At 64.2% G+C, this 25,988-nt stretch carries 22 protein-coding genes, 1 tRNA gene and 1 pseudogene; 18 read left to right on the plus strand and 6 right to left on the minus strand.

All coding sequences use genetic code 11. The features are described from left to right. The first annotated feature begins 19 nt into the window (after nt 1-19). The 6 genes from trpB (at nt 20) to pyk (ending at nt 11,140) form a co-directional block, all read left to right on the plus strand. Entirely contained in the window at nt 20-1,372 is a 1,353-nt protein-coding gene (gene trpB, locus ACWGQ2_RS07000; RefSeq protein ID WP_452015664.1) for a tryptophan synthase subunit beta, read from the plus strand. Further along, the gene (gene trpA, locus ACWGQ2_RS07005; RefSeq protein WP_452015666.1) at nt 1,369-2,169 is read left to right on the plus strand and encodes a tryptophan synthase subunit alpha; all 801 of its coding nucleotides are present in this window, start codon (nt 1,369-1,371) and stop codon (nt 2,167-2,169) included. The genes trpB and trpA overlap by 4 nt, the downstream gene beginning before the upstream one ends. A gap of 2 nt (nt 2,170-2,171) precedes the next feature. Then, nucleotides 2,172-3,224 carry a prolipoprotein diacylglyceryl transferase gene (lgt, locus tag ACWGQ2_RS07010; protein ID WP_452015668.1) on the plus strand — a complete coding sequence of 351 codons (1,053 nt, stop codon included), beginning with the start codon at nt 2,172-2,174 and terminating at the stop codon, nt 3,222-3,224. 257 nt (nt 3,225-3,481) lie between these two features. After that, nucleotides 3,482-8,068: a glutamate synthase large subunit gene (gene gltB / locus ACWGQ2_RS07015; RefSeq protein ID WP_452015670.1), complete on the plus strand. Its 4,587-nt coding sequence runs from the start codon at nt 3,482-3,484 to the stop codon at nt 8,066-8,068. Then, nucleotides 8,061-9,518 (plus strand): glutamate synthase subunit beta, encoded by a 1,458-nt coding sequence (locus ACWGQ2_RS07020; protein ID WP_452015672.1) that lies wholly within the window; start codon nt 8,061-8,063, stop codon nt 9,516-9,518. The genes gltB and ACWGQ2_RS07020 overlap by 8 nt, the downstream gene beginning before the upstream one ends. Before the next feature lie 110 nt (nt 9,519-9,628). Next, on the plus strand, nt 9,629-11,140 hold the full coding sequence (gene pyk / locus ACWGQ2_RS07025; protein ID WP_452015674.1) for a pyruvate kinase: 1,512 nt from the start codon (nt 9,629-9,631) through the stop codon (nt 11,138-11,140). A 69-nt stretch (nt 11,141-11,209) separates the two neighbouring features. On the opposite strand, the gene ACWGQ2_RS07030 is transcribed toward pyk, so the two are convergent. Continuing rightward, on the minus strand, nt 11,210-11,815 hold the full coding sequence (locus ACWGQ2_RS07030; RefSeq protein ID WP_452015676.1) for an ANTAR domain-containing response regulator: 606 nt from the start codon (nt 11,813-11,815) through the stop codon (nt 11,210-11,212). 130 nt (nt 11,816-11,945) lie between these two features. Between ACWGQ2_RS07030 and ACWGQ2_RS07035 the strand changes: the two genes are divergently transcribed. After that, a tRNA-Leu gene (locus tag ACWGQ2_RS07035) sits at nt 11,946-12,030 on the plus strand. Then, entirely contained in the window at nt 12,003-12,164 is a 162-nt protein-coding gene (locus ACWGQ2_RS07040; protein ID WP_452015678.1) for a hypothetical protein, read from the plus strand. Before ACWGQ2_RS07035 ends, ACWGQ2_RS07040 begins: the two co-directional genes overlap by 28 nt. Here ACWGQ2_RS07040 and ACWGQ2_RS07045 read toward each other — a convergent pair. Then, a pseudogene (locus ACWGQ2_RS07045) lies at nt 12,102-13,277 on the minus strand (MFS transporter); the annotation flags it as partial. The gene ACWGQ2_RS07040 and the pseudogene ACWGQ2_RS07045 overlap by 63 nt on opposite strands. A 186-nt stretch (nt 13,278-13,463) precedes the next feature. Between ACWGQ2_RS07045 and ACWGQ2_RS07050 the strand changes: the two are divergent. Then, nucleotides 13,464-14,414 (plus strand): zinc-binding dehydrogenase, encoded by a 951-nt coding sequence (locus tag ACWGQ2_RS07050; protein WP_452015680.1) that lies wholly within the window; start codon nt 13,464-13,466, stop codon nt 14,412-14,414. Between the two features lie 6 nt (nt 14,415-14,420). Here ACWGQ2_RS07050 and ACWGQ2_RS07055 read toward each other — a convergent pair whose 3' ends face one another. Beyond that, nucleotides 14,421-15,359: a 5'-3' exonuclease gene (locus tag ACWGQ2_RS07055; protein WP_452015682.1), complete on the minus strand. Its 939-nt coding sequence runs from the start codon at nt 15,357-15,359 to the stop codon at nt 14,421-14,423. An 86-nt stretch (nt 15,360-15,445) separates the two neighbouring features. Between ACWGQ2_RS07055 and ACWGQ2_RS07060 the strand changes: the two genes are divergently transcribed. Together ACWGQ2_RS07060 and ACWGQ2_RS07065 are read left to right on the plus strand one after the other, a co-directional pair. Beyond that, complete coding sequence (locus tag ACWGQ2_RS07060) at nt 15,446-16,414, plus strand: bile acid:sodium symporter family protein (RefSeq protein ID WP_452015684.1); 969 nt, start codon at nt 15,446-15,448, stop codon at nt 16,412-16,414. 82 nt (nt 16,415-16,496) lie between these two features. Beyond that, entirely contained in the window at nt 16,497-17,324 is an 828-nt protein-coding gene (locus ACWGQ2_RS07065; RefSeq protein ID WP_452015686.1) for an SDR family NAD(P)-dependent oxidoreductase, read from the plus strand. A 12-nt stretch (nt 17,325-17,336) separates the two neighbouring features. On the opposite strand, the gene ACWGQ2_RS07070 is transcribed toward ACWGQ2_RS07065, so the two are convergent. After that, nucleotides 17,337-17,951 carry a polysaccharide deacetylase family protein gene (locus ACWGQ2_RS07070; protein ID WP_452015688.1) on the minus strand — a complete coding sequence of 205 codons (615 nt, stop codon included), beginning with the start codon at nt 17,949-17,951 and terminating at the stop codon, nt 17,337-17,339. Then, a complete protein-coding gene (locus tag ACWGQ2_RS07075; RefSeq protein WP_452015690.1) occupies nt 17,938-18,078 on the minus strand; it encodes a hypothetical protein in 141 nt (46 codons plus the stop codon). The genes ACWGQ2_RS07070 and ACWGQ2_RS07075 overlap by 14 nt, the downstream gene beginning before the upstream one ends. Nucleotides 18,079-18,293: 215 nt before the next feature. On the opposite strand from ACWGQ2_RS07075, the gene ACWGQ2_RS07080 reads away from it, so the two are divergent. Next, complete coding sequence (locus ACWGQ2_RS07080; RefSeq protein WP_452015692.1) at nt 18,294-18,767, plus strand: NUDIX domain-containing protein; 474 nt, start codon at nt 18,294-18,296, stop codon at nt 18,765-18,767. On the opposite strand, the gene ACWGQ2_RS07085 is transcribed toward ACWGQ2_RS07080, so the two are convergent. Then, on the minus strand, nt 18,764-19,255 hold the full coding sequence (locus ACWGQ2_RS07085) for an NADPH-dependent FMN reductase (protein ID WP_452015694.1): 492 nt from the start codon (nt 19,253-19,255) through the stop codon (nt 18,764-18,766). The two genes, ACWGQ2_RS07080 and ACWGQ2_RS07085, sit on opposite strands and share 4 nt — an antisense overlap. A gap of 169 nt (nt 19,256-19,424) precedes the next feature. Between ACWGQ2_RS07085 and ACWGQ2_RS07090 the strand changes: the two genes are divergently transcribed. From ACWGQ2_RS07090 to ACWGQ2_RS07115, 6 genes are all read left to right on the plus strand, one after another. Continuing rightward, entirely contained in the window at nt 19,425-20,132 is a 708-nt protein-coding gene (locus ACWGQ2_RS07090; RefSeq protein WP_452015696.1) for a GntR family transcriptional regulator, read from the plus strand. A gap of 302 nt (nt 20,133-20,434) precedes the next feature. Beyond that, nucleotides 20,435-21,568 (plus strand): sugar ABC transporter substrate-binding protein, encoded by a 1,134-nt coding sequence (locus ACWGQ2_RS07095; protein ID WP_452015698.1) that lies wholly within the window; start codon nt 20,435-20,437, stop codon nt 21,566-21,568. Beyond that, complete coding sequence (locus ACWGQ2_RS07100) at nt 21,565-22,569, plus strand: ABC transporter permease (protein WP_452015700.1); 1,005 nt, start codon at nt 21,565-21,567, stop codon at nt 22,567-22,569. The genes ACWGQ2_RS07095 and ACWGQ2_RS07100 overlap by 4 nt, the downstream gene beginning before the upstream one ends. Then, nucleotides 22,566-24,095: a sugar ABC transporter ATP-binding protein gene (locus ACWGQ2_RS07105; protein WP_452015702.1), complete on the plus strand. Its 1,530-nt coding sequence runs from the start codon at nt 22,566-22,568 to the stop codon at nt 24,093-24,095. The genes ACWGQ2_RS07100 and ACWGQ2_RS07105 overlap by 4 nt, the downstream gene beginning before the upstream one ends. A 44-nt stretch (nt 24,096-24,139) precedes the next feature. Beyond that, entirely contained in the window at nt 24,140-25,450 is a 1,311-nt protein-coding gene (locus tag ACWGQ2_RS07110) for an NtaA/DmoA family FMN-dependent monooxygenase (RefSeq protein WP_452015704.1), read from the plus strand. A 25-nt stretch (nt 25,451-25,475) separates the two neighbouring features. Beyond that, nucleotides 25,476-25,970, plus strand: a complete 495-nt coding sequence (locus ACWGQ2_RS07115) for a flavin reductase family protein (RefSeq protein ID WP_452015706.1) — start codon at nt 25,476-25,478, stop codon at nt 25,968-25,970. Nucleotides 25,971-25,988 lie beyond the last annotated feature (18 nt).

A 25,988-nucleotide genomic window follows, 5' to 3' on the forward strand; every position in this document is an offset into this window, starting at 1 on the left:
GCAGGACAGGACAGGCTCCATGACCGGGATCCCGGAAAACAGCACCCCTCCCACCGCGGCAGGTACGCCAGAGCAGACGGTGAACGGGCAGGTGACTGAATCCTTCCTGGCCGGCGGGCCGTCCCTGCGCCACGCCTCCGGCCCCTACTTTGGGGAATACGGCGGCCGCTGGATGCCCGAATCCCTCATTGCTGCTCTGGATGAGCTCACGGACACGTTCGAGAAGGCCAAGGCTGACCCGGAGTTCACCGCCCAGATCGCAGACCTGAACCGGAACTACTCCGGCCGTCCGTCGCTGCTCACCGAAGCCAAGCGCTTTGCCGAGCACGCCGGGGGAGTGCGGATCTTCCTCAAGCGCGAGGACCTGAACCACACCGGCTCCCACAAGATCAACAACGTCCTTGGCCAGGCGCTGCTTGCCAAGCGCATGGGCAAGACCCGCATCATCGCCGAAACCGGTGCCGGGCAGCACGGCGTTGCCAGCGCCACCGCGGCGGCCCTGCTGGGCCTGGAATGCGTCGTCTACATGGGTGCCGAGGACTGCCGCCGGCAGGCCCTGAACGTTGCCCGCATGGAACTGCTCGGTGCCACCGTCATCCCCGTGACCAACGGTTCCCAGACGCTCAAGGACGCCATCAACGAAGCCCTGAGGGACTGGGTGGCGAATGTGTCCACCACCCACTACCTGCTCGGCACAGCAGCCGGAGCCCACCCGTTCCCGGCCCTGGTCCGGTACTTCCACGAAGTCATCGGTGACGAGGCACGTGAACAGATCCTGGACCAGGCCGGCAAGCTGCCCGACGCTGTCTGCGCCTGTGTGGGCGGTGGCTCCAACGCGATCGGCATCTTCCACGGTTTCCTGGACGACCCGTCGGTGGCCATCTACGGCTTCGAGGCCGGCGGCGACGGCGTAGACACTCCGCGCCACGCTGCCACCATCACCCTGGGACGCCCGGGCGTGCTGCACGGTGCCCGCACCTACCTGATGCAGGACGAAGACGGACAGACCATCGAGTCCCACTCGATCTCCGCCGGGCTGGACTACCCCGGTGTAGGCCCCGAACACGCTTACCTCGCAGACATCGGCCGGGTCTCCTACGAACCGATCACCGATACCGAGGCAATGGAAGCCTTCAAGCTGCTCTGCCGCACCGAAGGCATCATTCCCGCCATCGAGTCCTCCCACGCCCTGGCCGGCGCCATCAAGGTGGGCCAGCGGCTCGCCGCCGAAGGCGATGCATCCGAGAAGATCGTTCTGGTCAACCTCTCGGGCCGCGGCGATAAGGACGTAGCCACCGCCGCTGAATGGTTCAACCTGCTGGATGAGAAGTCAGCTGAAGCCGAAATCGGCAAAGAAGGAGAACAGCTGTGAGCGTCTCGACCGCCAGCAAGTCCGCCGCCGCAATCGACCGGGCACGGGCCGACGGCCGCGCCGCCCTGGTCGGCTACCTTCCGGCCGGGTTCCCGTCCGTACAGGAAACCATTGCCGCCGGCATTGAACTGGCCCGCGGCGGTGCCGACCTGATCGAAATCGGCATTCCCTACTCGGATCCCGTCATGGACGGCTCCGTGATCCAGGCAGCCACCAGCCAGGCACTTGAGAGCGGTTTCCGCGTTTCCGAGGTATTCGACGTCGTCGCCGGGATCACCGCCGAGACCGACGCGGCCGTGCTGGTAATGACCTACTGGAACCCCGTTATGCGCATGGGCGTGGACGAGTTTTCCCGCCGTCTGGCCGAAGCCGGGGGAGCCGGGCTGATCACGCCTGACCTCATTCCGGATGAAGCCGGTGAATGGATGGAAGCCTCGGACAAATACGGGCTGGACCGGGTCTTCCTGGTTGCTCCGTCCTCGACTCCAGACCGCATGAAAGCCACGGTTGAGGCGAGCCGCGGTTTTGTCTACGCGGTGTCCATCATGGGCGTGACCGGTACCCGGAACCAGGTGTCCGACGCCGCTGAAGGCGTTGTCAGCGCCGCCCGCGCTGCCGGTGCCGAACGCGTCTGCGTGGGCCTGGGCGTCTCCACCTCCGATCACGTGCGGGAAATCGGCGCCTATGCCGACGGCGTCATTGTTGGCACCGCGCTGGTCGCGGCGCTCCGCGACGGCGGGCCGGCAGCTGTCGGTGCGCTGACCCGCGAACTCAGTACCGGAACCCGAAAGAACTGACTATGCCGATGTCCCTGGCGGTCCCGGCCGCAATCCCCAGCCCGCCCGCCGAGTTCAGCAGCTTCTCCCTGGGGCCGCTGACCATCCACGCGTACGCGCTGTGCATCCTCGCCGGCATCATCCTGGCGCTTTGGATGACCTCCGTCCGCTGGAAACGGCGCGGACTGCCGCCGGACTCCGTCTGGGACATCGCCATCTGGGCCATACCGTTCGGCATCATCGGCGGCCGGCTCTACCACGTCATCTCCTCGCCGGACGCGTACTTCGGTCCGAACGGCAACCTTGCCCTGATCCCGCAGATCTGGCTCGGCGGCCTGGGCATCTGGGGCGCCATTGCGCTGGGCGCCGTGGGTGCCTGGATCGGCTGCCGCCGGGCGGGGATCAAGCTCTCCACCTTCGCCGACGTCGCCGCCCCCGGTGTGCTGCTGGCCCAGGCGGTGGGCCGCTGGGGCAACTGGTTCAACCAGGAGCTCTTCGGCGGGCCTACGGATCTGCCCTGGGGCCTCGAGATCGATCCCAACAACACGAACTTCCCCGACGGCGCGGCTCCGGGAACACTGTTCCACCCGACCTTCCTGTACGAATCGCTGTGGAACCTCGCCGGCGTCGCACTGCTGCTGGTCCTGGACCGCCGCTTCCGCCTGCGCGGAGGCCGCCTGTTCTGGCTCTACGCGGCCTTCTACACGGCTGGCCGCGTCTGGATCGAGATGCTGCGCATTGACGACGCGGAAATGATCACCATCCTGGGCATGACACAGCGCCTGAATGTCTGGACCTCCATCCTGATTCTGCTGGTCTCGATCGGTATGTTCATCTACCTCACCGTGCGGGCACGCAGGCAGCCCGAGCCGTCCCTGATGCTGCCCGGACACACCCCGCCGGCTGCTGAAACCGCTGGCCGGAGTAACAATTCACCGCTTGATAACAAGAGCGAAACAGATTCCCCGGATGTGAAATCTGGATCACAAACGCGTGACACGCGTGCTAATGTCGCAGAGACAAAAAACGAGGCAGCCAAGCCTCAGCGGCCCGAAGACTCGGGCCCAGCCACGTAGGACCGGCCAGCGCGGGTTACCACCCGCCTGCGGTCCGGATGCCACACCGCGGTGGCGGCTAACGGTAACCGTGCCGGGGACAACCCCGGCAGGACACCGGACGGTTTCCGGGAATTGTGAGCAGGCCCCATGCCAGCATGCAGGGCTTTCACACCGGCATAACCGTAAAATCATCTGACACACCGGACGGTCCATGCCGCCGGTGTGGGGCCAACGTCGTCCCCTCCCAACGCTCAACAGGGGGAAGGACTTACCCTATGACTGACGCAATGTCCCCGCAGGCCGCCCAGGTGGTGTCTCCGTTCCAGCGGTTCGCGGCCTACCCGGAAGACTCCGGCCTCTACCGTGCCGAGAACGAGAAGGACGCGTGCGGCCTGGCTGTCATCGCCACGCTGCGCGGCGAACCCGGACACGACATCGTGGACGCGGCACTGACCGCCCTGCGCAACCTCGAACACCGCGGCGCCGTGGGCGCCGATGAAGGCACCGGCGACGGAGCCGGCATCCTCACCCAGGTTCCTGACGAATTCTTCCGTGCCGTCACCGGCTTCGAGCTTCCCGCTCCCGGCGGCTACGCCGTCGGCACGGCCTTCCTGCCCACCGAAGAGCGGGAGCAGGAAACCGCACGCGCCGGGGTTGAGGCAATCGCCGAATCCGAGGGGCTCAAGGTCCTGGGCTGGCGCGAAGTGCCGGTGGAGGCCGATCTGGTGGGCGCCATGTCCCGGGCCTGCATGCCGTACTTCGTGCAGGTCTTCCTTGCTCCGGAAGAGGACGGCTGCACCGATCTGGATGCACGCGCCTTCCGCGTCCGGAAGCGGTCCCAGAACAAGTTCGGTGTCTACTTCCCGTCCCTGTCCTCCAAGACCATGGTCTACAAGGGCATGGTCACCACGGCCCAGCTGGAGCCGTTCTTCCCGGACCTCTCCGATCCGCGGTTCAAGACCAAGCTCGGCATTGTGCACTCGCGCTTCTCCACCAACACGTTCCCGTCCTGGCCGCTGGCCCAGCCGTTCCGCACCATTGCGCACAACGGCGAGATCAACACGGTCAAGGGCAACCGCAACTGGATGCGTGCCCGCCAGTCCCAGCTCAAGAGTCCGCTGCTGGGGGAGACCCCCGAGGAACTCTTCCCGATCTGCACGCCCGGTGCTTCCGACTCGGCCTCCTTTGATGAGGTAGCGGAACTGCTGATGCTCTCCGGGCGTCCCATTACCCATGCCGTGATGATGATGATCCCGGAAGCCTGGGAAAACCACGCGACCATGGATCCCGCCCGCCGCGCCTTCTACCAGTACCACTCCATGCTCATGGAGCCCTGGGACGGGCCGGCGGCAGTATCCTTCACCGACGGCGACCAGGTGGGTGCCGTGCTGGACCGCAACGGCCTGCGCCCGGCACGCTACTGGATCACCGAGGACGGCCTGGTTGTCCTGGCCTCCGAGGTGGGCGTCGTGGACATCGATCCGGCGAAGGTGGTCCGCAAGGGCCGCGTCTCTCCGGGCAAGATGTTCCTCGTGGACACCGCCGAAGGCCGGCTGGTGGAGGACTCGGAGATCAAGGCTGAGATCGCCGCCGCCAACCCCTGGGCCGAATGGGTCCGGGAAAACCAGGTGTCCCTCGAGGAGCTGCCCGAGCGTGAGCACGTGCTGCACACCAAGGCCTCCATCAACCGGCGCCAGCGCACCTTCGGCTACACCCAGGAAGAACTGCGCATCCTGCTGGGCCCGATGGCCCGCACCGGTGCCGAACCCCTCGGTGCCATGGGCTCGGACACTCCCATTGCCGTGCTCTCCAAGCGGCCCCGGCTGCTCTTTGACTACTTTGTGCAGTCCTTTGCCCAGGTCACCAACCCGCCGCTGGATGCCATCCGCGAAGAGTTGGTCACCTCGCTGCAGAGCTCGATTGGCCCGAACGGCAACCTGCTGGCGCTGGGCCAGGTGAAGACACACCAGATCGCTCTGAAGTTCCCGGTGATCAACAATGACGAGCTGGCCAAGATCGCCAACCTCAAGAATGAGGAAGGCGAGAAGGTCGCCCTGAAGGTCCGCGGGCTCTACCGGCCCGACGGCGGCGAGTCGGAACTGCGGGCACGCATCAGCGAGATCTGTGAAAAGGTCTCCGGCGCCGTGAACCGCGGCGTGCAGTACATTGTGCTCTCCGACCGCGACTCTAACGCGCAGTGGGCACCCATCCCGTCCCTGCTGCTGCTCTCCGCCGTGCACCACCACCTGCTCAAGAGCGCCAACCGCACCAAGATCTCCCTGATCGTGGAAGCCGGCGACGTCCGCGAAGTCCATCATGTGGCAGTGCTGATCGGCTACGGCGCCTCCGCCGTGAACCCGTACCTGGCCATGGAAAGCTGCGAGGAACTGGTCCGCAACGGCGACATCACCGGTGTCACCCGCGAACAGGCCGTGACCAACCTGATCAAGGGCCTGGGCAAGGGTGTCCTGAAGATCATGTCCAAGATGGGCATCTCCACCGTGGCGTCCTACTGCGGCGCGCAGACCTTCGAGGCCATTGGCCTGGGCCAGGAACTGGTGGATGAATTCTTCCACGGCACCCAGACCCAGCTTGGCGGCGTCGGGCTGGACGTTATTGCTGCCGAAGCGGCAGCCCGCCACACGCACGCCTACCCGGCGGATGAAATCGAGGAACCGCACCGCAGCCTCGAAAACGGCGGCGAGTACCAGTGGCGCCGCGAAGGACCGCCGCACCTGTTCAACCCAGAGACAGTGTTCCGGCTGCAGCACTCCACCCGCGAACGCCGCTACGACGTGTTTAAGGCCTACACCCAGGGTGTGGATGACCAGGCGAAGAACCTGATGACCCTCCGTGGCCTGCTGGACTTCAAGACCGGAGAACGGCCCCCGGTTCCGCTGGAGGAAGTGGAGCCGGTCTCCGAGATCGTCAAGCGGTTCTCCACCGGTGCCATGAGCTACGGGTCCATCTCCAAGGAGGCACACGAGACCCTCGCGATCGCCATGAACCGGCTGGGCGCCAAGTCCAACACCGGTGAGGGCGGCGAGGACGTGGATCGCCTGCTGGATCCCGAGCGCCGCTCGGCGATCAAGCAGGTTGCCTCCGGCCGCTTCGGCGTCACCAGCCTGTACCTGACCAACGCCGATGACTTGCAGATCAAGATGGCGCAGGGCGCCAAGCCCGGTGAGGGCGGCCAGCTGATGGCCCAGAAGGTGTACCCGTGGGTTGCCAGCACCCGGCACTCCACCCCCGGCGTCGGCCTGATTTCCCCGCCGCCGCACCATGACATCTATTCCATCGAAGACCTCGCCCAGCTGATCTACGACCTGAAGCGGGCCAATCCGTCCGCCCGGGTCCATGTGAAGCTGGTCTCCGAAGCGGGCATCGGCACCGTGGCAGCGGGCGTCACTAAGGCAAAGGCCGACGTCGTACTGGTCTCCGGGCACGACGGCGGCACCGGCGCCTCTCCGCTGAACTCGCTGAAGCACGCCGGGGCACCCTGGGAACTCGGCCTGGCCGAAACCCAGCAGACCCTGATGCTCAACGGCCTGCGCGACCGCGTGGTGGTGCAGGTGGACGGTCAGCTGAAGACCGGCCGCGACGTCGTTATTGCCGCGCTGCTCGGCGGCGAGGAGTTCGGCTTCGCCACCGCCCCGCTGGTGGTCTCCGGCTGCATCATGATGCGCGTCTGCCACCTGGACACCTGCCCGGTGGGCGTCGCGACGCAGAACCCCGAACTGCGATCCCGCTTCACCGGCAAGCCTGAATTCGTGGTGAACTTCTTCGAGTTCCTGGCCGAGGAAGTGCGCGAGCTCCTCGCGGAACTCGGCTTCCGCAGCCTGGAAGAGGCAATCGGTCACAGCGAAATGCTGGACACCCGTGCCGCCGTCGACCACTGGAAGGCCGACGGGCTGGACCTGGAGCCGATCCTGCGCGGCCACGAAGTGGACCCGGGTGCGCCGCTGCGCAGCCTGGTACCGCAGAACCACGAACTGGATCAGCACTTCGACAACAAGCTGATCGAAATGAGTGCCGATGCGCTCTCCAGCCGCCAGCCGGTGCGGATCGCGCTGGACGTGGTCAACACGGACCGCTCGGTGGGCACCATGCTGGGCCACACCGTCACCAAGACGTTCGGCACCGACGTCCTGGCCACGGACACCATCGACATCACCCTCACCGGCCAGGCCGGCCAGTCCCTGGGCGCGTTCCTGCCCGCTGGCATCACGCTGCGGCTCTACGGCGACTCCAACGACTACGTGGGCAAGGGTCTCTCCGGCGGACGGATCATTGTCCGGCCGGACCGCAGCAACGTCTTCCCGGCGGAGCGCAACGTCATTGCCGGCAACGTGATCGGCTACGGTGCCACCAGCGGCGAAATGTTCCTGCGCGGACAGGTGGGGGAGCGGTTTATGGTCCGCAACTCCGGGGCCACCGCAGTTGTTGAAGGCATCGGCGACCACGGCTGCGAGTACATGACCGGCGGGCAGACCCTGATCCTGGGTTCCACCGGCCGGAACTTCGGCGCCGGCATGTCCGGCGGCACCGCCTTCGTGGTGGACCTGGTCCCGGCACGCGTAAACAAGGACGCACTGGACAACGGTGAACTGCTGCTGCTGCAGCCCGACGCCGAGGACGCGGACATCATCCGCGGCCTGCTGATCAAACACGCGGAAGAAACCGGATCCCCCCTGGCGGCCAGCCTGTTGGAGGACTTTGAGACCACGGTTTCCCGCATCACCAAGGTACTGCCGCGCGATTACGCAGCTGTGCTCGACGCCCGCGCCTCCGCGGCCGAAGCGGGGCTGGACCCCGACGGCGCCGAAGCATGGACCAAGATTCTGGAGGTAACCGGTGGCTGACCCACACGGATTTTTGAAAGTACGGGAACGCGAAACCCAGCCCCGCCGGCCCGTTTCCGTGCGCATCATGGACTTCAAGGAAGTCTATGAGCGCCAGGAAAAGGGCGTGCTCAAGGAACAGGCCGGCCGCTGCATGGACTGCGGTATTCCGTTCTGCCACCAGGGCTGCCCGCTGGGAAACCTGATCCCGGAGTGGAATGACCTCACCTGGCGGGACAAAGGACAGGAAGCGATCGAACGGCTGCACGCCACGAACAACTTCCCCGAGTTCACCGGGCGGCTCTGCCCGGCACCCTGCGAGGCCTCCTGCGTGCTGGGCATCAACCAGCCGCCGGTGACCATCAAGCAGGTTGAAGTGTCCATCATCGACCAGGCGTTCGATGAGAACTGGGTCCACCCGCATGCTCCGGAACGGCTCACGGACAAGACCATCGCCGTCGTCGGCTCCGGCCCTGCCGGGCTCGCTGCAGCCCAGCAGCTCACCCGCGCCGGCCACACCGTGGCCGTCTACGAACGTGATGACAAGATCGGCGGCCTGCTGCGCTACGGCATTCCCGATTTCAAGATGGAAAAGATGCAGGTGGACCGGCGCCTGGAGCAAATGCGCGCCGAAGGCACCCGCTTCCGCACCGGCGTCGAGGTTGGCAAGGACATCTCCTGGGAGCAGCTGCGCCGCCGCTACGACGCCGTCATCATCGCCACCGGCGCCACCGTTCCGCGGGACCTGCCCATCCCCGGCCGCGAACTCTCCGGCGTGCACTTCGCCATGGACTACCTGGTGCAGTCCAACCGTGCCGTGGCCGGGGAAAAGGTCAAGAACCAGATTCACGCCGAAGGCAAGCACGTGGTGATCCTGGGCGGCGGCGACACCGGTGCCGACTGCATCGGCACCGCGCACCGCCAGCAGGCCGCATCGGTAACCACGCTGGCGATCGGCAAGCAGCCGCCGGCCGAACGCGCAGCCCACCAGCCGTGGCCGATGTTCCCGACCCTGTTCGAGGTAGCCAGCGCCCATGAAGAGGGCGGCGAACGGACCTACCTGGCTTCTACCGTCGAATTTGTAGGGGAGAACGGCCGGCTCACCGGAGTCAAGGTCGCCGAAACCGAGTTTGTGGACGGCAAGCGCCTCCCCAAGGCCGGAACCGAACGGATCATCCCTGCAGACCTCGTGTTCCTGTCCCTGGGCTTCACCGGACCTGAACCCGCGGGACTGGCCGAGCAGGTGCACACCGAATTCGATGAGCGCTCCAACGTCAAGCGCGACGGCTACTACATGACCGCCACGCCAGGCGTGTTCGCCGCCGGCGATGCGGGCCGGGGACAGTCGCTGATTGTCTGGGCCATCGCGGAGGGCCGGGCCTGCGCCGCCGCAGTCGACAAGTGGCTCGAAGGCTCCACCCGCCTGCCGGCACCCGTAGCTCCCAGCGACCGGGCCATAGCACCGTTGTAGGAAACCCAAAGCGCAGAGGCGCCGGACACCTTCGTCCGGCGCCTCTGCTGCAGGCGGCCCGGGACCGTCCCGGACTGCATAAAGACCCACAGGAGACTAGGCTAGGAAATATGAGACGCGCAAAGATCGTTGCCACTTTTGGTCCTGCCATAGCCAGTTACGAGAACACCGTAGCCGTGCTTCGTGCCGGGGTAGATGTAGCCCGCATGAACATGAGCCACGGTGACCACTCGGTCCACAACAACACCTACGAGAACGTGCGCCGGGCTTCCGAGGAACTCGGGAAGCCCGTCGGTATCTTCGCTGATCTCCAAGGTCCCAAGATCCGGCTGGGACGCTTCGTGGACGGACCGCACCACCTCAACCGCGGTGACGAATTCACCATCACGATTGAAGATGTTCCCGGCACCGCCTCCATCTGCTCCACGACGTACAAGGGCCTGCCCGGCGACGTGAACGTTGGTGACACTCTGCTTATCGACGACGGCAAGGTGGGTCTGCGTGCCACGGCCGTTGACGACACCAAGGTTGTCACCGAAGTAACGGTGCCCGGCCCGGTTTCCAACAACAAGGGCATCAACCTGCCCGGCGTTGCCGTGAACGTTCCCGCCATGAGCGAGAAGGACGAGGAGGACCTCCGCTGGGCCATCCGCCGCGGCGTGGACATGGTTGCCCTCTCCTTCGTCCGCAACGCCGTGGACGTTGCCCGCGTCCACGAAATCATGGACGAAGAAGGCCGCCGCGTCCCGGTCATCGCCAAGATCGAGAAGCCGCAGGCCGTCGCCGCCATCGAAGAGATCATCGACGCGTTTGATGCCATCATGGTTGCCCGCGGAGACCTGGGCGTCGAGCTCCCGCTCGAGGACGTTCCCCTGGTGCAGAAGAACGCAATCGAGCTGGCACGCCGCTGGGCCAAGCCGGTCATCGTGGCTACCCAGGTTCTCGAGTCCATGATCGACAGCCCGCGCCCGACCCGCGCTGAGGCGTCGGACTGCGCCAACGCCGTGCTCGACGGCGCCGATGCGGTTATGCTCTCCGGCGAAACCTCCGTGGGCAAATACCCGATCGACACCGTCAAGACCATGGCCCGGATCATCGAATCCACCGAAGAGCACGGCCTGAACCGCGTTCCTCCGCTGGGCAGCAAGCCGCGTACCCGCGGCGGTGCAATCACCCGTGCCGCCGTCGAAATCGCAGACCAGCTGGACGCAGCCTGCATCTGCACCTTCACGCAGTCCGGAGATTCGGCCCGCCGCCTCTCCCGGCTGCGCCCGAAGAAACCGGTCTTCGCGTTCACACCGGTGGAATCCACCCTCAACTACATGTCCCTGTTCTGGGGTATCCAGCCCATGCTGGTGCCGTTCGTTGAGCACACGGACAAGATGACTGAGCAGGTGGACCAGACCCTGCTTGAAAAGGGCATTGTCCAGGAGAACGCCATGGTGGTCATCGCCGCCGGTTCGCCTCCCGGACAGGCAGGCTCCACCAACCTGATCAAGGTGCACCGCGTCGGCGACGCCGCAGACACCGGCCAGGCCGGCGACGGCCGGCCCCGTGAGAAGGAAAAGGTTGGCCCCTGGCCCGTCAAGGAATCCAACAAGGGCAAGGCCAAGGCCATCTAGGGCCCGCCCGGACAACAGAAAGCCCCCGCCGGAAACGGCGGGGGCTTTCTGTTGTTCTCTCAGAAGGACTTAGTTGACCTGGTTGATGATGGTCTCGGCGACCTCGCGCATGCTCAGGCGGCGGTCCATGGACGTCTTCTGGATCCAGCGGAACGCCTCGGGTTCGGTGAGCCCCATCTTGGTGGTCAGCAGCGACTTGGCTCGTTCCACCAGCTTGCGGGTGGCGAACTGCTCTTTGAGGTCGGTGACCTCATTCTCCAGTGCCTTGATCTCCTCATGCCGGGACAGGGCGATCTCGATTGCGGGAATCAGGTCTGCGGGGGTGAAAGGCTTGACCACGTAGGCCATCGCGCCGGCCTCGCGGGCACGCTCAACGAGTTCCTTCTGGCTGAAGGCAGTCAGCAGGACTACCGGCGCAATCCGGGCCTTCACGATCGACTCGGCGGCGCTGATGCCGTCCATGACCGGCATCTTCACGTCCATCAGCACCAGATCGGGCTTCAGCTCGTTGGCCATCTTCACGGCTTTCTCGCCGTTGTCTGCTTCTCCGACAACTTCATAACCCTCGCCGGTAAGGATCTCGACGATGTCCAGACGGATCAGCGTCTCGTCCTCCGCAACGAGGACGCGCCGCGCGGGAGTATTGGACGGTACGGACTCGGATGACTCAGACACAGATGCTCCTAGGAAAGACGACAGCACTACCGGTGGCTGCCGGTAGTTCACGAAAACAGCCTATCTGCATGTAGAGTGGTTTCGCGCCCAACACGGGGAATCAATCCGCTTGATCAACGTCACAGGGCCTGCCCGAATGGCGGAATTGGCAGACGCGCTGCACTCAAAATGCAGTATCGAAAGGTGTGTGGGTTCGAGTCCCACTTCGGGCACCAGCAGCACTCCAGGCAAGAACCACGGCTACCAGCGCCACAGCCGCGTAGCCCAGGCCGGAGTAGCCGGCGGCCGCCAGCACCGGTCCGGCCAATGCACCGCCCAGGGCTCCGGCCGCATTCATGCCAAGATCTGAGATCCCCTGGATGGCCGGACGCTCAGCTACGGCCACGGACTCGGAGAGCAGAGCCGACGCGGAGACCACCGACGCAGACCAGCCCAGCCCCAGCAGGATCAGGCTGGCGGTTACGCCGGCAGTGGTTTCCGATGCGGTTCCGGCCAGGACCAGCGCACCAAGCAGCAGCAGCTGGCCCAGCACAATGATCCTGACCCGTCCCGCGCGGTCGGAGAGCCAGCCGAAGACCGGTGAGAGTGCGTACATCCCGGCAATGTGCAGGCTGATCGTGAATCCCACCACGCTAATCGCTGCGCCGTGGCTGCTCAGATGCACCGGAGTCATCGACATCAAAGCCACCATCACCGCATGGCTCAGCGCAATCACGGCGACCGCATACCGGGCGCCCCTGTTGCTCCGCAGGACCGCCAGTCCGGAACGCCGCGGAGCGGGTGCAGTTCCTTCGGCCTCGTCGGCCGCCGCACGAAGGGCTTTCAGCGCCAGGAGCGGGTCCGGCCGCAGTCCGGTGAGGTAAACAGCGGCAGCAGCCAGCTGTGCAGCCAGGGAAAACACGAACGCACCGGTCAGGGGTGGCAGCCCAAGGGACTGCCCAAGGACCTCACCAGGGCCAAAAAGGTTTGGTCCCATCACCGCACCAATGGTTGTGGACCACAGGACAATGGACAGGTCCCGTCCCCGCGTTCCGGGACTGGCGAGGTCAGCGGCGGCAAACCGTGCCTGCAGGCTCACGGCGCTGCCGGAACCGAGCAGTGCGAGGCCCGCCAGCAGCAGCGGGAAAACTCCGAGAACAGCCGAGGACACAGCCGTGACTGCACCGGCTGCGGAGATCAGGGCACCCACGGACAGTGAGACACGGCGTCCGCGCGCCTGCGCCAGCCGGGCCAGGGGAACCGCCGCAGCAGCGGCACCCAGCGTGCTCATCGTCGCCGCCATTCCGGACCAGGCGGGCGAGCCGGACAGCGCGGCCGCCAGCAGTGCTCCGAGTGAAAGTGTGGCACCCATCCCGATTCCGCCCAGGATCTGGCCCGCGACGAGCACGCCCAGCACCCGGCGCTGGGAAGGAAGGACTGGAGCCTGGGAACCCGTGAGCGCCGTTCTCCGGTGTCTCTGCATTGCTCCCCGTTCGTGCGCGATTGCCTTTCCGGAAGGATATCCCGGCGGGCACCCGGAAACCGGCACTGACGTGCTTGTTTTCACATCCCGGACGGCGCTTTCGGGTGTGCCGGCGGGCGTAGGGTGAAAATGTGGAGGCTACCTCGACCAGGGCCTCCGCCAAGCTACTGAGTAAGGAGATGCCCCATGAAGGCATGGCAGTTCACAGGCACCAACAAGCCACTCGAACTCAACGAAGTCCCCGAACCCCACGCCGGCCCCGGACAGGTAGTTGTGGAAGTCAAAGCAGCAGGGGTCTGCCACTCGGATGTCACCGCTCTGGATGACCCGGGATGGATGCCGCTGTTCTTCGAGCTTCCGCGGACCATGGGCCATGAGAACGCCGGTGTGATCACCGAAGTCGGTACCGGGATGGAGCACTGGAAGGTCGGCGACCGGGTGGGCCTCGCCCCGGTCATGAGCGACGGCGATGCCCTGGGCTACGGCAAATGGGACGGCGGCTTCGCCCCGAAGCTGGTTGCCACTGATGACAACCTGGTGAAGCTCCCCGACGAGGTCCCGTTCGACCTCGCCGCAATGGCCACTGACGCGGGCCTGACGGCGTACCACGCAATCATGGCTGTCGGCGGAGCCAAAGCCGGCATGAAGGTCGGCGTCATCGGCCTCGGCGGCCTGGGTTACATCGGCGCCCGTGTAGCGGTGCTTTCCGGCGCCGAAGTCTACGGAGCTGAGATCAACGCCGAGACCCGCGAGCTCGCCGATGAGATCGGCCTGGCCGGCGTTGCGGAGTCCATCACTGAGTTCAAGGACAAGGGCCTGGACCTGATCGTGGACTACGCCGGTTTCGGCACCACGACGTCGCAGGCCATCGAGACCCTTGCTGAGTTCGGCACTCTCGTCCAGGTGGGGATGGGCCGCCTCGACGCGACCATCAACACTTACCCGATCATCATCAACCAGCTGAGCATCAAGGGCTCCAAGTCCGGCACCAAGGAGGACCTGGAGGCCCTCTACGAACTGATGAAGTCCGGCAAGCTGAACCCGCCGATGAACATCATCACCCAGGCCGAAATCCCGGAGGCGATCGACAAGCTGCGCGCCGGCGGAGTCGTCGGGCGTTTTATCGCGAAGTACTAGACCCGCTTAGCCCTCCCGGTCCAGTGCCTGCAGCAGCCGGCTAACGGAGCTGCCCAGGTTCCATTCCCCGGCCAGCTCCGTCAGCTCGGCCCGTTGGTCCTTTCCGGGCGGCTGAAGCCGGGCACCTGCATCCTCCAGGGACGGCAGCTCGAGGCCGCGCACAATCCGCACAACGGTTGGCGCGGCCTCGAGGTATTCCCGGGCACCGGCCAGCTTGGTCCGGACAGCAGCGGAAACGCCGCCGTCCTTATTTTCTGCAGCCTGCAGCAACGAGCCGAGCGTTCCGAACTCGGCCAGCAGGGATGACGCAGTCTTCTCTCCGATTCCGGAAACGCCCGGCAAGCCGTCTGAACTGTCGCCGCGCAGGGTCGCGTAGTCGGCATACTGTTCCGGGAGAACCCGGTATTTGGCGACGACGGCGGCGTCGTCCATCACTTTCAGGTTCTTCATGCCGCCCGCGGTGTACAGCACCCGGACCCCTTTGGCGTCGTCAATGACCTGGAAAAGGTCCCGGTCTCCGGTAACCACGTCCACCGGCATGGACGCCCGGGCAGCGTAGCTGCCAATTACGTCGTCCGCCTCGTGGTCTTCGGCACCAACCACGGCGATCCCGGCGAGGGCAAGGACCTTCCGGATCATGGGAATCTGCGCTTCCAGTGCGTCCGGAACCTCTTCAACGTCGGGTCCGTCCTTCACCACGCGGGCAACCCGGTGTTCCTTGTAGGAAGGCAGCAGGTCCACCCGCCACTGCGGACGCCAGTTCTCGTCCCAGCAGGCAACGAGATGCGTAGGTTCGAACTCCGTGACCAGCCGGGCGATCATGTCAGCCAGTCCTCGAACGGCGTTCACCGGTGTCCCGTCTGCGCGGCGCAGTGAATCCGGGAGCCCGTAGAAGGCACGGAAGTACAGTGAGGCCGTATCAAGGAGCATCAGGCGTTCAGACATAACGCAGATCCTGCCATGAATCAGCCGCACCCGCCCCGCGGCGAGTCTTCGGGACTGCTACTGCGGGCTATGCCAGCATGTTGGCCATGGCCGGAACCGATAAAACCACCGTCCCGAAACCCGTCCAGGCCGCCGAAGAGCGCAGCGCACGGATAGCCGTCACCGTCTTTCCGCTGCTGATCCTCGCCGGGGGAGCAGTGGCGCTGGTCTTCCCGGAGCCCTTTACCTCGCTGGCACCGCTGATCAACCCCGGGCTCATGGTGATCATGTTCGGCATGGGCCTGACACTGACCCTGCCGGACTTCGCCATGGTGGTGCGCCAGCCGCTGCCGGTGTTCCTGGGCGTTGTGGCGCAGTTCCTCATCATGCCGCTGCTCGGGCTGGGAATCGCGTGGGCGCTGCAGCTTCCGCCGGAACTCGCCGCCGGCGTCATCCTGGTGGGCTGCGCGCCGGGTGGCACGGCCTCCAACGTCGTGACGTACCTGGCTCGCGGAAACGTTGCCCTCTCCGTCGCCATGACTTCAGTCTCCACCCTGCTGGCACCGCTGCTCACGCCGCTGCTGGCCCTCTGGCTCGCCGGCCGGTACATGGCAGTAGACGCCGGCTCAATGGCCCTCTCAATTGTCCAGATTGTGCTGATCCCGGTGCTGCTGGGGTTGCTGATCCGCTATCTCATTCCACGCGCCGTGGACCGGGTCCTTCCCGTCCTGCCCTGGATCTCCGTCGCGGCGATCACTTTTGTGGTTGTGGCTGTGGTGGCAGGCAGCGCAGCGGCCATCCTGACCGCGGGCTGGCTGATCCTTCTGGCAGTGGTGCTGCACAACGGACTGGGGCTGGACCTGGGCTATGGTGCGGCCCGGCTGTTCAGGCTACCCGTCCCCTCGCGGCGCACCATGGCTGTTGAGGTGGGGATGCAGAATTCCGGGCTCGCGGCCGGTCTGGCCCGGGAGTACTTCAGCCCGGAAGCTGCCCTGCCCGCCGCGGTCTTCTCCGTCTGGCACAACGTCTCCGGTGCGCTCATGGCTGCCTACTGGCGGCGTCGTCCGTCGTCCTGAAAAGCCCGCGCCCGGCTACCGCCCGGTGCGCTCCCACAGCTAAGGTGAGCCAGTCCCGGCATTTCAATGAAAGCAGGCCCGTGTGGCTCCCAAGACCATCGTGATCACCGGCGCGTCCGACGGCGTGGGGGCCGCGGCCGCACGCAGGCTCGCCAAAGACGGACACCACGTAGTGCCGGTGGGCCGCTCCCTGGAGAAAACAGCTGCCGTTGCCGAGGACATAGGAAGTGAGTATTTCACTGCCGATTTCGCTGACCTGAGCCAGGTCCGCAGCCTTGCCTCGGACCTGCTGCAGCGCTATCGGCGGATCGATGTGCTGGCCAACAATGCCGGAGCCATCTTCGGCAAGGCACGTCAGGTCACCGCGGACGGCCATGAGATGACGTTCCAGGTGAACTATCTGGCTCCGTTCCTGCTGACCCGCCTGCTGACCAACCGGCTCATAGAGTCCCGGGGAACGGTGATCAACACTTCCAGTGCGGCGAACCGGCTGTTCGCCAAGCTGGACATCGATGACCTTGAAGAGGAGAAGGACTACTCCCCGCAGCGCGCCTACGGGAATTCAAAGCTGGAGCAGATCCTCTTCACCGAGGAGTTTGACCGGCGCTACCGCGCCGCCGGCGCCACCTCCACCGCCTTCCACCCGGGCGTCATCGGGTCAAGCTTCTCCAGCGCGGAAGGCTCCGCCATGCGGGCGGTCTACACGTCCTTCCTCGGCCGGTTTGTGCTGCAGAGTCCGGAAAAGGGTGCACAGACACTGGTGTTCCTGGCCGAAGGAACTCCCGGGGCGGATTACCCCACCGGCAAGTACTTCGTCCGGTCCAAGCCGGCCCGTGCCAACAAGCTGGCCGGCGACCATCTGCTGGCGCTGGACCTGTGGAACCGGTCCGTCGCCATGCTGGAAGGCTAGGCAGGCGTTCGCCTAAACGTTCAGGAAGTCCTCCAGTAGTACGACGTCGAGTCCCGCCGCCTGCTGCGCGGCACGGAAAGCGTTCAGGTCGTCCGCGAACTCGGGGCGGAAGTGCATCAGCACAATATCCCCGGGGCGCAGGCCGTTGCCCACCTGGTACTGCATGGACCCTGCACTTGCCTTGGCTTCCCACGTGATGATCGCCTGCAGCCCGGCGGCCGCCACGGCCTGCTGCATGGCGGGCGACCAGGCGCCGCCGGGCGGGCGGAACAGTGTAGGCGCGCGGCCGTAATGCTGCAGGACGTAATCCTGCATGCCGGCGATCTCGGCGTACTGCTGGTCGTATCCCATCCGGTACACCATCTGCGTGTCATGGTTCAGGGTGTGGTTCTGAATCCGGGAATGAGGGAACTGGGTGAAATACCCAGGGTCGGCTTCCATGAACGTGCGGGAGAGGAAGATCGACGCCGGATAGTTGTATTCCTGTACCAGTGCGAGGGCTTGCGGTGTACGGACCATTCCGTCATCAATGGTTAGGAACACGATGGGGTGCGCGGTGGGAATCCGGGTAATCACCGGCGCAAGGCCGTCCACTGCAGGCGGCAGCTGATAATCAGGGGTGTACACGGGCGGCGGTGGGGGAGTCTCGACGGAAGAAGGTGCCGGTGTACCGGGTGGGGTTGATGTTGACGGGACCGGCCGCGGACTTGTGGAGCGTGGTGTTGGCGCCGGTGCTGCCTCTGTTCCGCTGCATGCGGCCAGCCCGGCTGCGGCTGCCGCTCCAAAGACCGCCAGCGCGCTGCGGCGGCTGAGCAGGGACGGACGGTCCGGCGGATTGGTTGGCACCGCCCCAGCCTAGGCCCCGGGTTTAATGGAGAACAGATTCCGCTGCGGAAACCCCGGCGTGGCGGATCGAAATGGTCTTATGGATGGCGGGGACAGCGAATCAGGGCAGAAGGAGCAAAGCAGATGCTCACCAGTGCCGGCATCCTGCTCTACCGCCGCGCCGGAGCACCACCCGCCCGTAGCGGCGTCGAGGTCTGGATTGCGCACATGGGCGGCCCGTTCTGGGCCCGCAAGGACGAGCATGCGTGGTCCGTGCCCAAGGGCGAGTCAAGTCCTCCGGAAGAGCCGCTGGCCGCGGCACTCCGTGAGTTTGCCGAAGAGATGGGCTGGCCGGCACCCGAAGCGGAGTACGAACTGCTGGGAACCTTCCGGCAGTCCTCAGCGAAGTCGGTCACGGTTTATGCGGCTGCTGCGGACTTCCCTGACCGGGAAATCCGCAGCAGTACATTCGCGGTCGAGTGGCCGCCTCGCTCCGGCAGTTTCCGCGAGTTTCCCGAAGTCGACCGCGCTGGCTGGTTTACCGTTGAGGCGGCCCGGAGCAAGCTGGTCAAGGGCCAGATCCAGGTGCTGGACGCGCTGCTGGCGCGGCTGGGCTAGCTGCTCGCGGTTGCGAGCAGCGCCGCGCCCCAGCGCTCAACGAAGGCTTCAGCGGTGCCGTCTGTGGCGTAGGCCTTGTCCAGCTGATACAGGCCCGGAGCAGGGCAACAGGCCCCAAGCTCAACCAGCACTGGCTTCAGCGTCAGGTCGGCTGCCATGGCATGGGCGGGGGATGCTCCTAGCATAAGCGGAACAGCCGTCACGCCGCGCAGGCCCTCTCCGGTCGCAAACTGGTCAAGGAAAAGTTTGAGGACGCCGGTGTAAGTCCCCTTGAAGGTGGGGGATGCGAAAACTGCCAGTTTTGCGGACGCCACCGTTTCGACGGCGGCTTTCACGGCCTCATCGCCCCAGCCGAGCAGTCCCGGGCCCAGAGTGATCACGTCCACCACCTTCGGCTGGGTACCCGAGAGGAGTGCGGCGACTCTGGTCGCTGCGTCCAAGGTACGTGAGTTGGGCTTTGGATTGCCTGCAATGACGATCGAATCCAAAAGTCAGTCCTTTCTTATTGGTTGCGGCCATTCTGCATGGAGATCATTTCGCGGAGATTGCGCCGTCTGCGCCCTGCATATGACGGCTCCTTTAACGCTGAGTCATGAAACGATCGGGTAACAATGACTGTCTAACGTAGTGACTCCCTGATCCTTCCCGGAGGCACCAATGAGCAGTTATCTCTCCCCAGACCGCGTGCAAGAGGCGGCAGGCCAAAAATCCGTTCGCCGGACCCTGGACCAGCTGCGGTCCATGATTGGAACCGGCGACCTGCCTGTGCAGGAAAAGATCATCGAAGATCGGCTAATGACTCTTCTGGGGGTCGGCAGGTCCACGGTTAGGGAAGCGCTCAACCGCCTGGCTGAGGAAGGCGTCATCAGCAGACAGCGGCGGGAGGGAACACACGTCATTCGAAGGCTCGTTCCCTTCACGATGGGAGACATCGTCCCGGGTAATTCGACAATGCCTTTCGCCGTCACCAGAACTGATTGCCGGCGGACCCGGTCTACACCCTTGATTCGCCAGAAGCTGCGAACTGATGCGGAAACGGTTGGCGTGGTAGAGCACTGCTTTTACTCAGGACCCACCCCGGTTGGAATACGTACGGCCTACTATGACGCCGCCTACGAGCAGCCCGAAGGCTGGCAACGCTGCCCCACCCTCGCTGAAGCCTTCCAGAGCGTGTACGGAGTCCGGCTCGGAAAGGTGCACACCACCGTCAGCGTGACCGCCTGTATTCCAACCGTCGCCGCCATGCTGGAGGTGCGTACCGGATCCCCGGCTCTGATGCTTGAACAGGTAATAGAAGACGCTGAGGGAAATCCCAGGGAGTTTGTCTACTCCCATTACCGCCAAGGTGCCACCTTCGAGTTATAGTCCGCCAGTGAGCCGCCGGTTAGGGATTGTCCCGCACCGGCGGCTTTCTTTTTGTTTTCAAGAACGGACTAGAGCCGGCCAAACATCTCAATGGCGGCGTTATTTGCCGCTGTGGTCGGAGCTATCTCCGAAAAAAGCTGCTCTGACTAGGCGGTTTACGCGGCCGCAACTTTATTTCCACCAGCACTACCGGCCGCGGAATGGACAGTTAACACATCGAATATTGAAGGGAAACGCATCCCGACTTGACTGGTTTCAGATCGGCTGCCGACCAGGCAGGACCGACCCAGTCTAGGAGGATCATGAAACGGAAGAGCCTTTTCACAGGGGCGGCCATGGGTCTCGCGGCGCTGGCCATGTCCGGCTGCACCTCTGCAGCTGCGCCTTCGAACGCGGCGGATCCCGCGGAAATGACTGCATCGCAGTCAGAATGCGTCGAGGCTGCAGAGGAGGCCGTTGCCCTGGGCAGTGCGCCCATGGAGCTCATCGCCCCGGCCAGTGCACTGGATCTCAAGCAGCTGGAGGGGCGGAACATTTGGTACATAGCGGTGGGCATGAATCAATTCGCCACTGACGTCGCCGACGGAATCGAAGCCGCCAGCGAAACCCTCGGAATGAACGTGACCGTCTTTGACGGGCAAAACCAGACCAACCGGTTCAATGAAGGAATTGAACAGGCCATTGCCCAGGGCGCCGACGGCATCATCCTCCTCGGAATTGACCCGGCGCTGGTAACAAATTCCCTCCTCAAAGCGGAAGCAGCCGGCATCCCGGTGCAGAACAACCTCACCGGCGATGTAGGCGACCCTGTTCCGGCCGGTGCCTACGGCAACCTCACGTCGGACTACACCGGAGACGGAGCCCTGGCAGCAGAGTGGGCCATGGCAGACTCGGGCTGCCAGGCACATGTGCTGCTGCTTAGTTCCTCGGGTATTCCCGTGTGGGACAAGTTTGCAAACGGCGCTGCAGACGCCATCCAGGACTGTGCGGATTGTTCGGCAGAGATTCTGAACATTGACGCTGCAAATGTGACCACCTCCGTGGGGTCACAGGTACAGACCGCCCTGCAGCGAAATCCGGAGATTAACTACATCATTGCGGCCTGGGACAGCGCTGTTCCCTTTGCTAATCCAGTAATCGCGGCATCCGGTTCGAAGGCAAAAGTCGGTGCCCGTGACGGAATCGAAGCCAGTATCCAGATGATTGCGGCTGGGAACGGACAGGACATGACAGTCACAATGCCTCCAACCGGCTGGATCGGGTACATCGCGGTCGACGATGTTGCCCGGGCCATTCTGGGCGAGGAACAGCCCGGATATACCATCCCGTCCAGCATCATCGACGCCGAAAACGTAGGTACGGGATCTCCGGAAGATGTGGCACCGAATTACGTTGACTACCCTGCAGCCTTCGAAGCCGCCTGGACTGCCAAATGACAGCCGCACTCAAGACGGAAAGGCTTCTTGAGGTCCCGGCGCTTCCGGTCCGTCTGCAGGCAACGAGGCCGTCTCCGGAGCGATGGGCACTCGTAGCCGGACTCGGGGTGCTGCTCGTGGTCTGCATGATCGCGTTGCCGCAGTTTCGAACGGCCTCGCTGCTCACCACCATGATCAATACGCAGTCCCTGGTCCTGCTGCTGGCACTTACTGCGACCGTGGTACTCCGGGTGGGCGCTTTCGACTTGTCAATATCCCAAAACATGGTCGCTTCGGCAGCATTGGTGGCGCAGCTGTGCCTGGCCGGAGTGCACCCGCTCCTGGCTGTCGGTGCAGGAGTGCTGCTCGGAGCCGTCATCGGACTCATCAACGCCATCCTCGTGGTGAAGGTAGGCGTGGATTCCTTTGTGGTCACGCTGGGCAGCTACACAGCGTTGGCGGGCCTGGCTTACCTCATTACTGACAGCCGCGTGATCTCCCAGGTGCCGGCGGTTTTCACGGAAGCCACGAGAACCAACCTCCTTGGCATCCCGCTGCTCACCTGGTACGCATGGCTGCTGGCCGCAGGCCTGTGGTACCTCTACGAGCGGACTCCGCTGGGCCGCTACATGGTCTTCATTGGAGGCAACCACAAGGCTGCCCGTCTCGCGGGAATCCCGGTGGCAGGTATCCAGGTTGGCTGCTACGTGGCCTCCGGGGTGCTCGCGTCGCTGATCGGGGTTGCCTTCATCGGCTATTTCGGCGCCGTGGACCCTGCCGTGGGCGGGCAATACATGCTGCAGCCGTTCGCTGCGGCCTACCTGGGAGCAACTGCCCTGACTATCGGGCGTTTCAACGCCCTCGGCACGGTAGTTGGTCTGTATCTGCTCATCGTTGGTATCACTGCCCTGCAGCTGCTCGGTGGACAGACCTGGGTTACCAATGTCTTTTACGGCACTGCGCTGGTGGTCTCGGTGACTGCTGCCAAACTTGTGGGCCGCAAGGGCAGGATCAAGACATGACCGGGCGGGGAACCGGGCTCATCGTCAGCGGGCTCCGCAAGAGCTACGGAGGTGCTGTAGCCCTGGACGGCATGGACCTGTGCATCGCTCCCGGAGAAGTCCATGCCCTGCTCGGGCAGAACGGATGCGGCAAGAGCACATTGGTCAAGTGTCTTACTGGCGTCGAATCCCCTGACGGGGGACAGCTCCGCTGGAACGGCCGGCAGCTGCCTAATCCAGTGGTCGATGCGCACCGCTATGGAATTGCGGTGATTCATCAGGACATCGGGCTGGTAGACGCCATGACTGTCTTGGAGAACCTGGCAATCGGTGCGCGTTTCGGCACGCGGCTTCTGGCCGGCATCAACTGGAAGCGAGAGCGATCCATCTACCTGAAGGTGATGGATCGACTGAAGTTCAGCTGCGACCTGGACGCTCCGGTCTCCACGTTGTCACCCGCGGAGCGTGCACTGCTGGGTGTGGCGCGGGCGATGAGGCTGATGGGCGGGGACGGCAGCGACCAGCTCTTCATCCTGGACGAGCCCACAGCATCCCTGCCGCAGAGCGAAGCCCGCCGCGTGATGAACCTGATGCGGAGCGTAGCTGAGTCAGGCGCTGCAGTGATTTTCATCAGCCACCGGCTTGTTGAAGTCATGGAAGTCTGCGACCGGGTTACCGTCATGCGCAACGGGCAGAGCGTCGCTACGGGAGCAGTGGGGGAAATGACCCGCGAGAGCATCGTTGCGGCCATGCTTGGACGCCGGATGGATGACTTTTACCCCACGCCTCCCCGGCTTATGGATTCAGCCACCCGGCTCGCCGTCGACGGTTTGTGCGGTGGCAAAGTAACCGACCTGAGCTTCCAGGTTCGCTCCGGGGAAATCGTAGGCGTCACGGGTCTGGCAGGCATGGGGCAGGAGGAGCTGCCGCTCCTCCTGGCAGGCGCACAAAAGCCGCGGTCCGGAAAGATCTCTTTGGACAGCTCTGCAGTGAGTTTTCGATCCCCTTCGGCAGCCATCAAGGCAGGAGTCGCCCTGGTACCGGGAAACCGGCTGAGGGACGGCGTCTGGGCAGAGGGGACAGCCGCGGAGAACATCACCCTGCCGGTACTCGGACGCCACAGCGGATGGCATGGCTTGAAAAAGCGCAAACTGGCGCTACGGGCAGAAGAGCTCATGAGCCAGGTATCGGTTCATCCCCATAACCCCGCTCTGCCTGTGAGCGGGTTCAGCGGTGGCAACCAGCAGAAAATCGTCTTCGGAAAGTGGCTTCAACTGCGACCCGGTTTGTTGCTTCTGGATGAGCCCACCCAGGGCGTCGACCCAGGAGCAGCAAAGGAACTGCTGACTCAGGCCATGGACCTGGCGTCAAACGGCACCGCCGTCCTGGTGTGCTCAAGTGACCACGAGCAGATAGCAGCGATATGCCACCGCGTGATTGTGCTCAACCAAGGCCGCAAGGTAGCTGAACTCAGCGCACCCGACCTCTCAGAAGAGGCGCTGCTGGCCGCAAGCGAGGCCCCCGTGCCGGCGCTTGTCCCGGCCTGACGGCCAACTAACGACCTTCCCATCAGATAACCAAAGGAGTACCAATGTCCGCAGATCCTTTCCGCCTCGGCTGGTTCGGCAACCTCACTGCACCCGAGTGGAAGTCGCCTTACAGCGGCAATGATCCAAAGTCGTGGTTCAACGGAGACTTCCACATCGACATGGTCCGCAACCTGGAGCGGGCTGGTTTCGACTTCATCATGATCGAGGACTCGCTCATGGTTTCGGACATCTACCAGGGGACGGCCGAGATTGAACTCAAGCACGCCAGATACGCACCCAAGATGGACCCGGTAGCTGCAGCGTCCATGCTCGCCAAAGCCACGACAAACCTGGGCATCATCGCGACGGCGTCGACAACGTTCTACCATCCGTACCAGCTGGCCCGGCAGTTCGCGACGCTGAACCATCTCAGCGGAGGCCGCATCGGTTGGAACGTCGTGACCTCGAGCGAAGACCTGGCAGCAAAGAACTACGGGATGGATGCACTTCCGCCACACGATCTTCGCTATGACATGGCTGAGGACTTCATGAAGGCGGCGAAGGCGTTGTGGGGATCGTGGGAAGAGGGCGCGATCGTCGCCGATCCCAATTCCGGCTACTACGCCGATTTCACGAAGGTGCACCCCGTCAATTACGACGGCGATTTCTACAAGACCCGCGGACCGCTGAATCTTCCGCCGGGCCCGAACGGGCGCCCTGTCATCTGCCAGGCTGGCGGCTCTCCGCGCGGCCGCGATTTCGCCGCCAAACACTCGGATCTGATTCTCAGCATTCCTGCGGACATTCAGGGAGCCAAGGAGTACCGCGAGGACATTCGCCGCCGGGCTGCTTCGTTCGGGCGCGATCCGGACGATGTTAAGTGTTTCTTTGTTGTGTATCCCATCATTGGCGAGACCCAGCGGGAAGCCGAGGAGAAGAACGCTGCCTGGTATGCGCGCAAGCAGCACAACTTCGAAGTCCAGATGGCCCACTTCGCCGCTACGACCGAGATCGATTTCTCTCAGTTCGATCCGGATCAGCCAATTCCGGACGACGTTTCGACCAACGGCCACCAGTCCCAGCTGGAGATCTGGCGCAAGCAGCTCGGTGGACGAACCATCCGTGAAGGTTTCTCAGGTATGAGGGTCCAGACCACAGAGCTGGTGGGAACACCGGACTCTATTGCCAGCCAGATGGACGAGATGATGCAGGAAGTGGGAGGCGACGGGTTCCTGTTCTACGGGCAGCCCGTAAGCCGGCAGTCCATTGCCGAAGTTACCGATGGGCTTGCCCCTGAGCTCCAGCGCAGGGGACTGATCCGCGAAGACTACGCCTACAAGACGCTCGCGCAGAACCTCAAGTCCTTCAAGTAACAGCATTGCGATGAAAGGAAGAAACATGACCAACTTGCTGCCCGCAGATCCGGGTGCGCTCCGGCAGGCATTCTCCCGCTTCCCTTCAGGAGTTGCCGCGCTCTGCGCACGCGTTGACGGAAATCCCGTAGGTCTGGTCGCATCGTCGTTTACGGTCGGGGTGTCGCTGGAACCGCCGCTGGTGATGTTTGCCGTCCAGAACACCTCGAATACCTGGCCTGTACTTCGAACCGCAGGGAGGCTCGGCGTATCCATCCTTGCTGACGGTCATTCTGCCGTGTGCCGCCAGCTGGCATCCCGGCAGGGCGATCGTTTCGCGGGAGTGGACATGGTCCCCTACGGGGAAGAGGCCATCCTGGTTGGTGGGGCGACGCTATCCATGGAATGCAGCATCGTCAGTGAGACCCCTGCAGGCGACCACGCAGTGGTAATCCTTCAGGTGCACAACATCGGCTATGTGCCCGAGTCTGAACCGCTTGTCTTTCATGGTTCAGCCTTCCGCCAGCTGGCGCCGGTTTAGAAACCGGACAAGTGGGAG

It is taken from the genome of Arthrobacter sp. NPDC055585 (assembly GCF_053619115.1).

Coding starts and splice junctions, on each gene's coding strand:
- trpB (WP_452015664.1), top strand. CDS start 20: ATGACCGGGATCCCGGAAAACAGCACCCCTCCCACCGCGGCAGGTACG.
- lgt (WP_452015668.1), top strand. CDS start 2,172: ATGCCGATGTCCCTGGCGGTCCCGGCCGCAATCCCCAGCCCGCCCGCC.
- gltB (WP_452015670.1), top strand. CDS start 3,482: ATGACTGACGCAATGTCCCCGCAGGCCGCCCAGGTGGTGTCTCCGTTC.
- pyk (WP_452015674.1), top strand. CDS start 9,629: ATGAGACGCGCAAAGATCGTTGCCACTTTTGGTCCTGCCATAGCCAGT.
- ACWGQ2_RS07050 (WP_452015680.1), top strand. CDS start 13,464: ATGAAGGCATGGCAGTTCACAGGCACCAACAAGCCACTCGAACTCAAC.
- ACWGQ2_RS07055 (WP_452015682.1), bottom strand. CDS start 15,359: ATGTCTGAACGCCTGATGCTCCTTGATACGGCCTCACTGTACTTCCGT.
- ACWGQ2_RS07060 (WP_452015684.1), top strand. CDS start 15,446: ATGGCCGGAACCGATAAAACCACCGTCCCGAAACCCGTCCAGGCCGCC.
- ACWGQ2_RS07075 (WP_452015690.1), bottom strand. CDS start 18,078: ATGCAGCGGAACAGAGGCAGCACCGGCGCCAACACCACGCTCCACAAG.
- ACWGQ2_RS07080 (WP_452015692.1), top strand. CDS start 18,294: ATGCTCACCAGTGCCGGCATCCTGCTCTACCGCCGCGCCGGAGCACCA.
- ACWGQ2_RS07090 (WP_452015696.1), top strand. CDS start 19,425: ATGAGCAGTTATCTCTCCCCAGACCGCGTGCAAGAGGCGGCAGGCCAA.
- ACWGQ2_RS07095 (WP_452015698.1), top strand. CDS start 20,435: ATGAAACGGAAGAGCCTTTTCACAGGGGCGGCCATGGGTCTCGCGGCG.
- ACWGQ2_RS07100 (WP_452015700.1), top strand. CDS start 21,565: ATGACAGCCGCACTCAAGACGGAAAGGCTTCTTGAGGTCCCGGCGCTT.
- ACWGQ2_RS07105 (WP_452015702.1), top strand. CDS start 22,566: ATGACCGGGCGGGGAACCGGGCTCATCGTCAGCGGGCTCCGCAAGAGC.
- ACWGQ2_RS07110 (WP_452015704.1), top strand. CDS start 24,140: ATGTCCGCAGATCCTTTCCGCCTCGGCTGGTTCGGCAACCTCACTGCA.
- ACWGQ2_RS07115 (WP_452015706.1), top strand. CDS start 25,476: ATGACCAACTTGCTGCCCGCAGATCCGGGTGCGCTCCGGCAGGCATTC.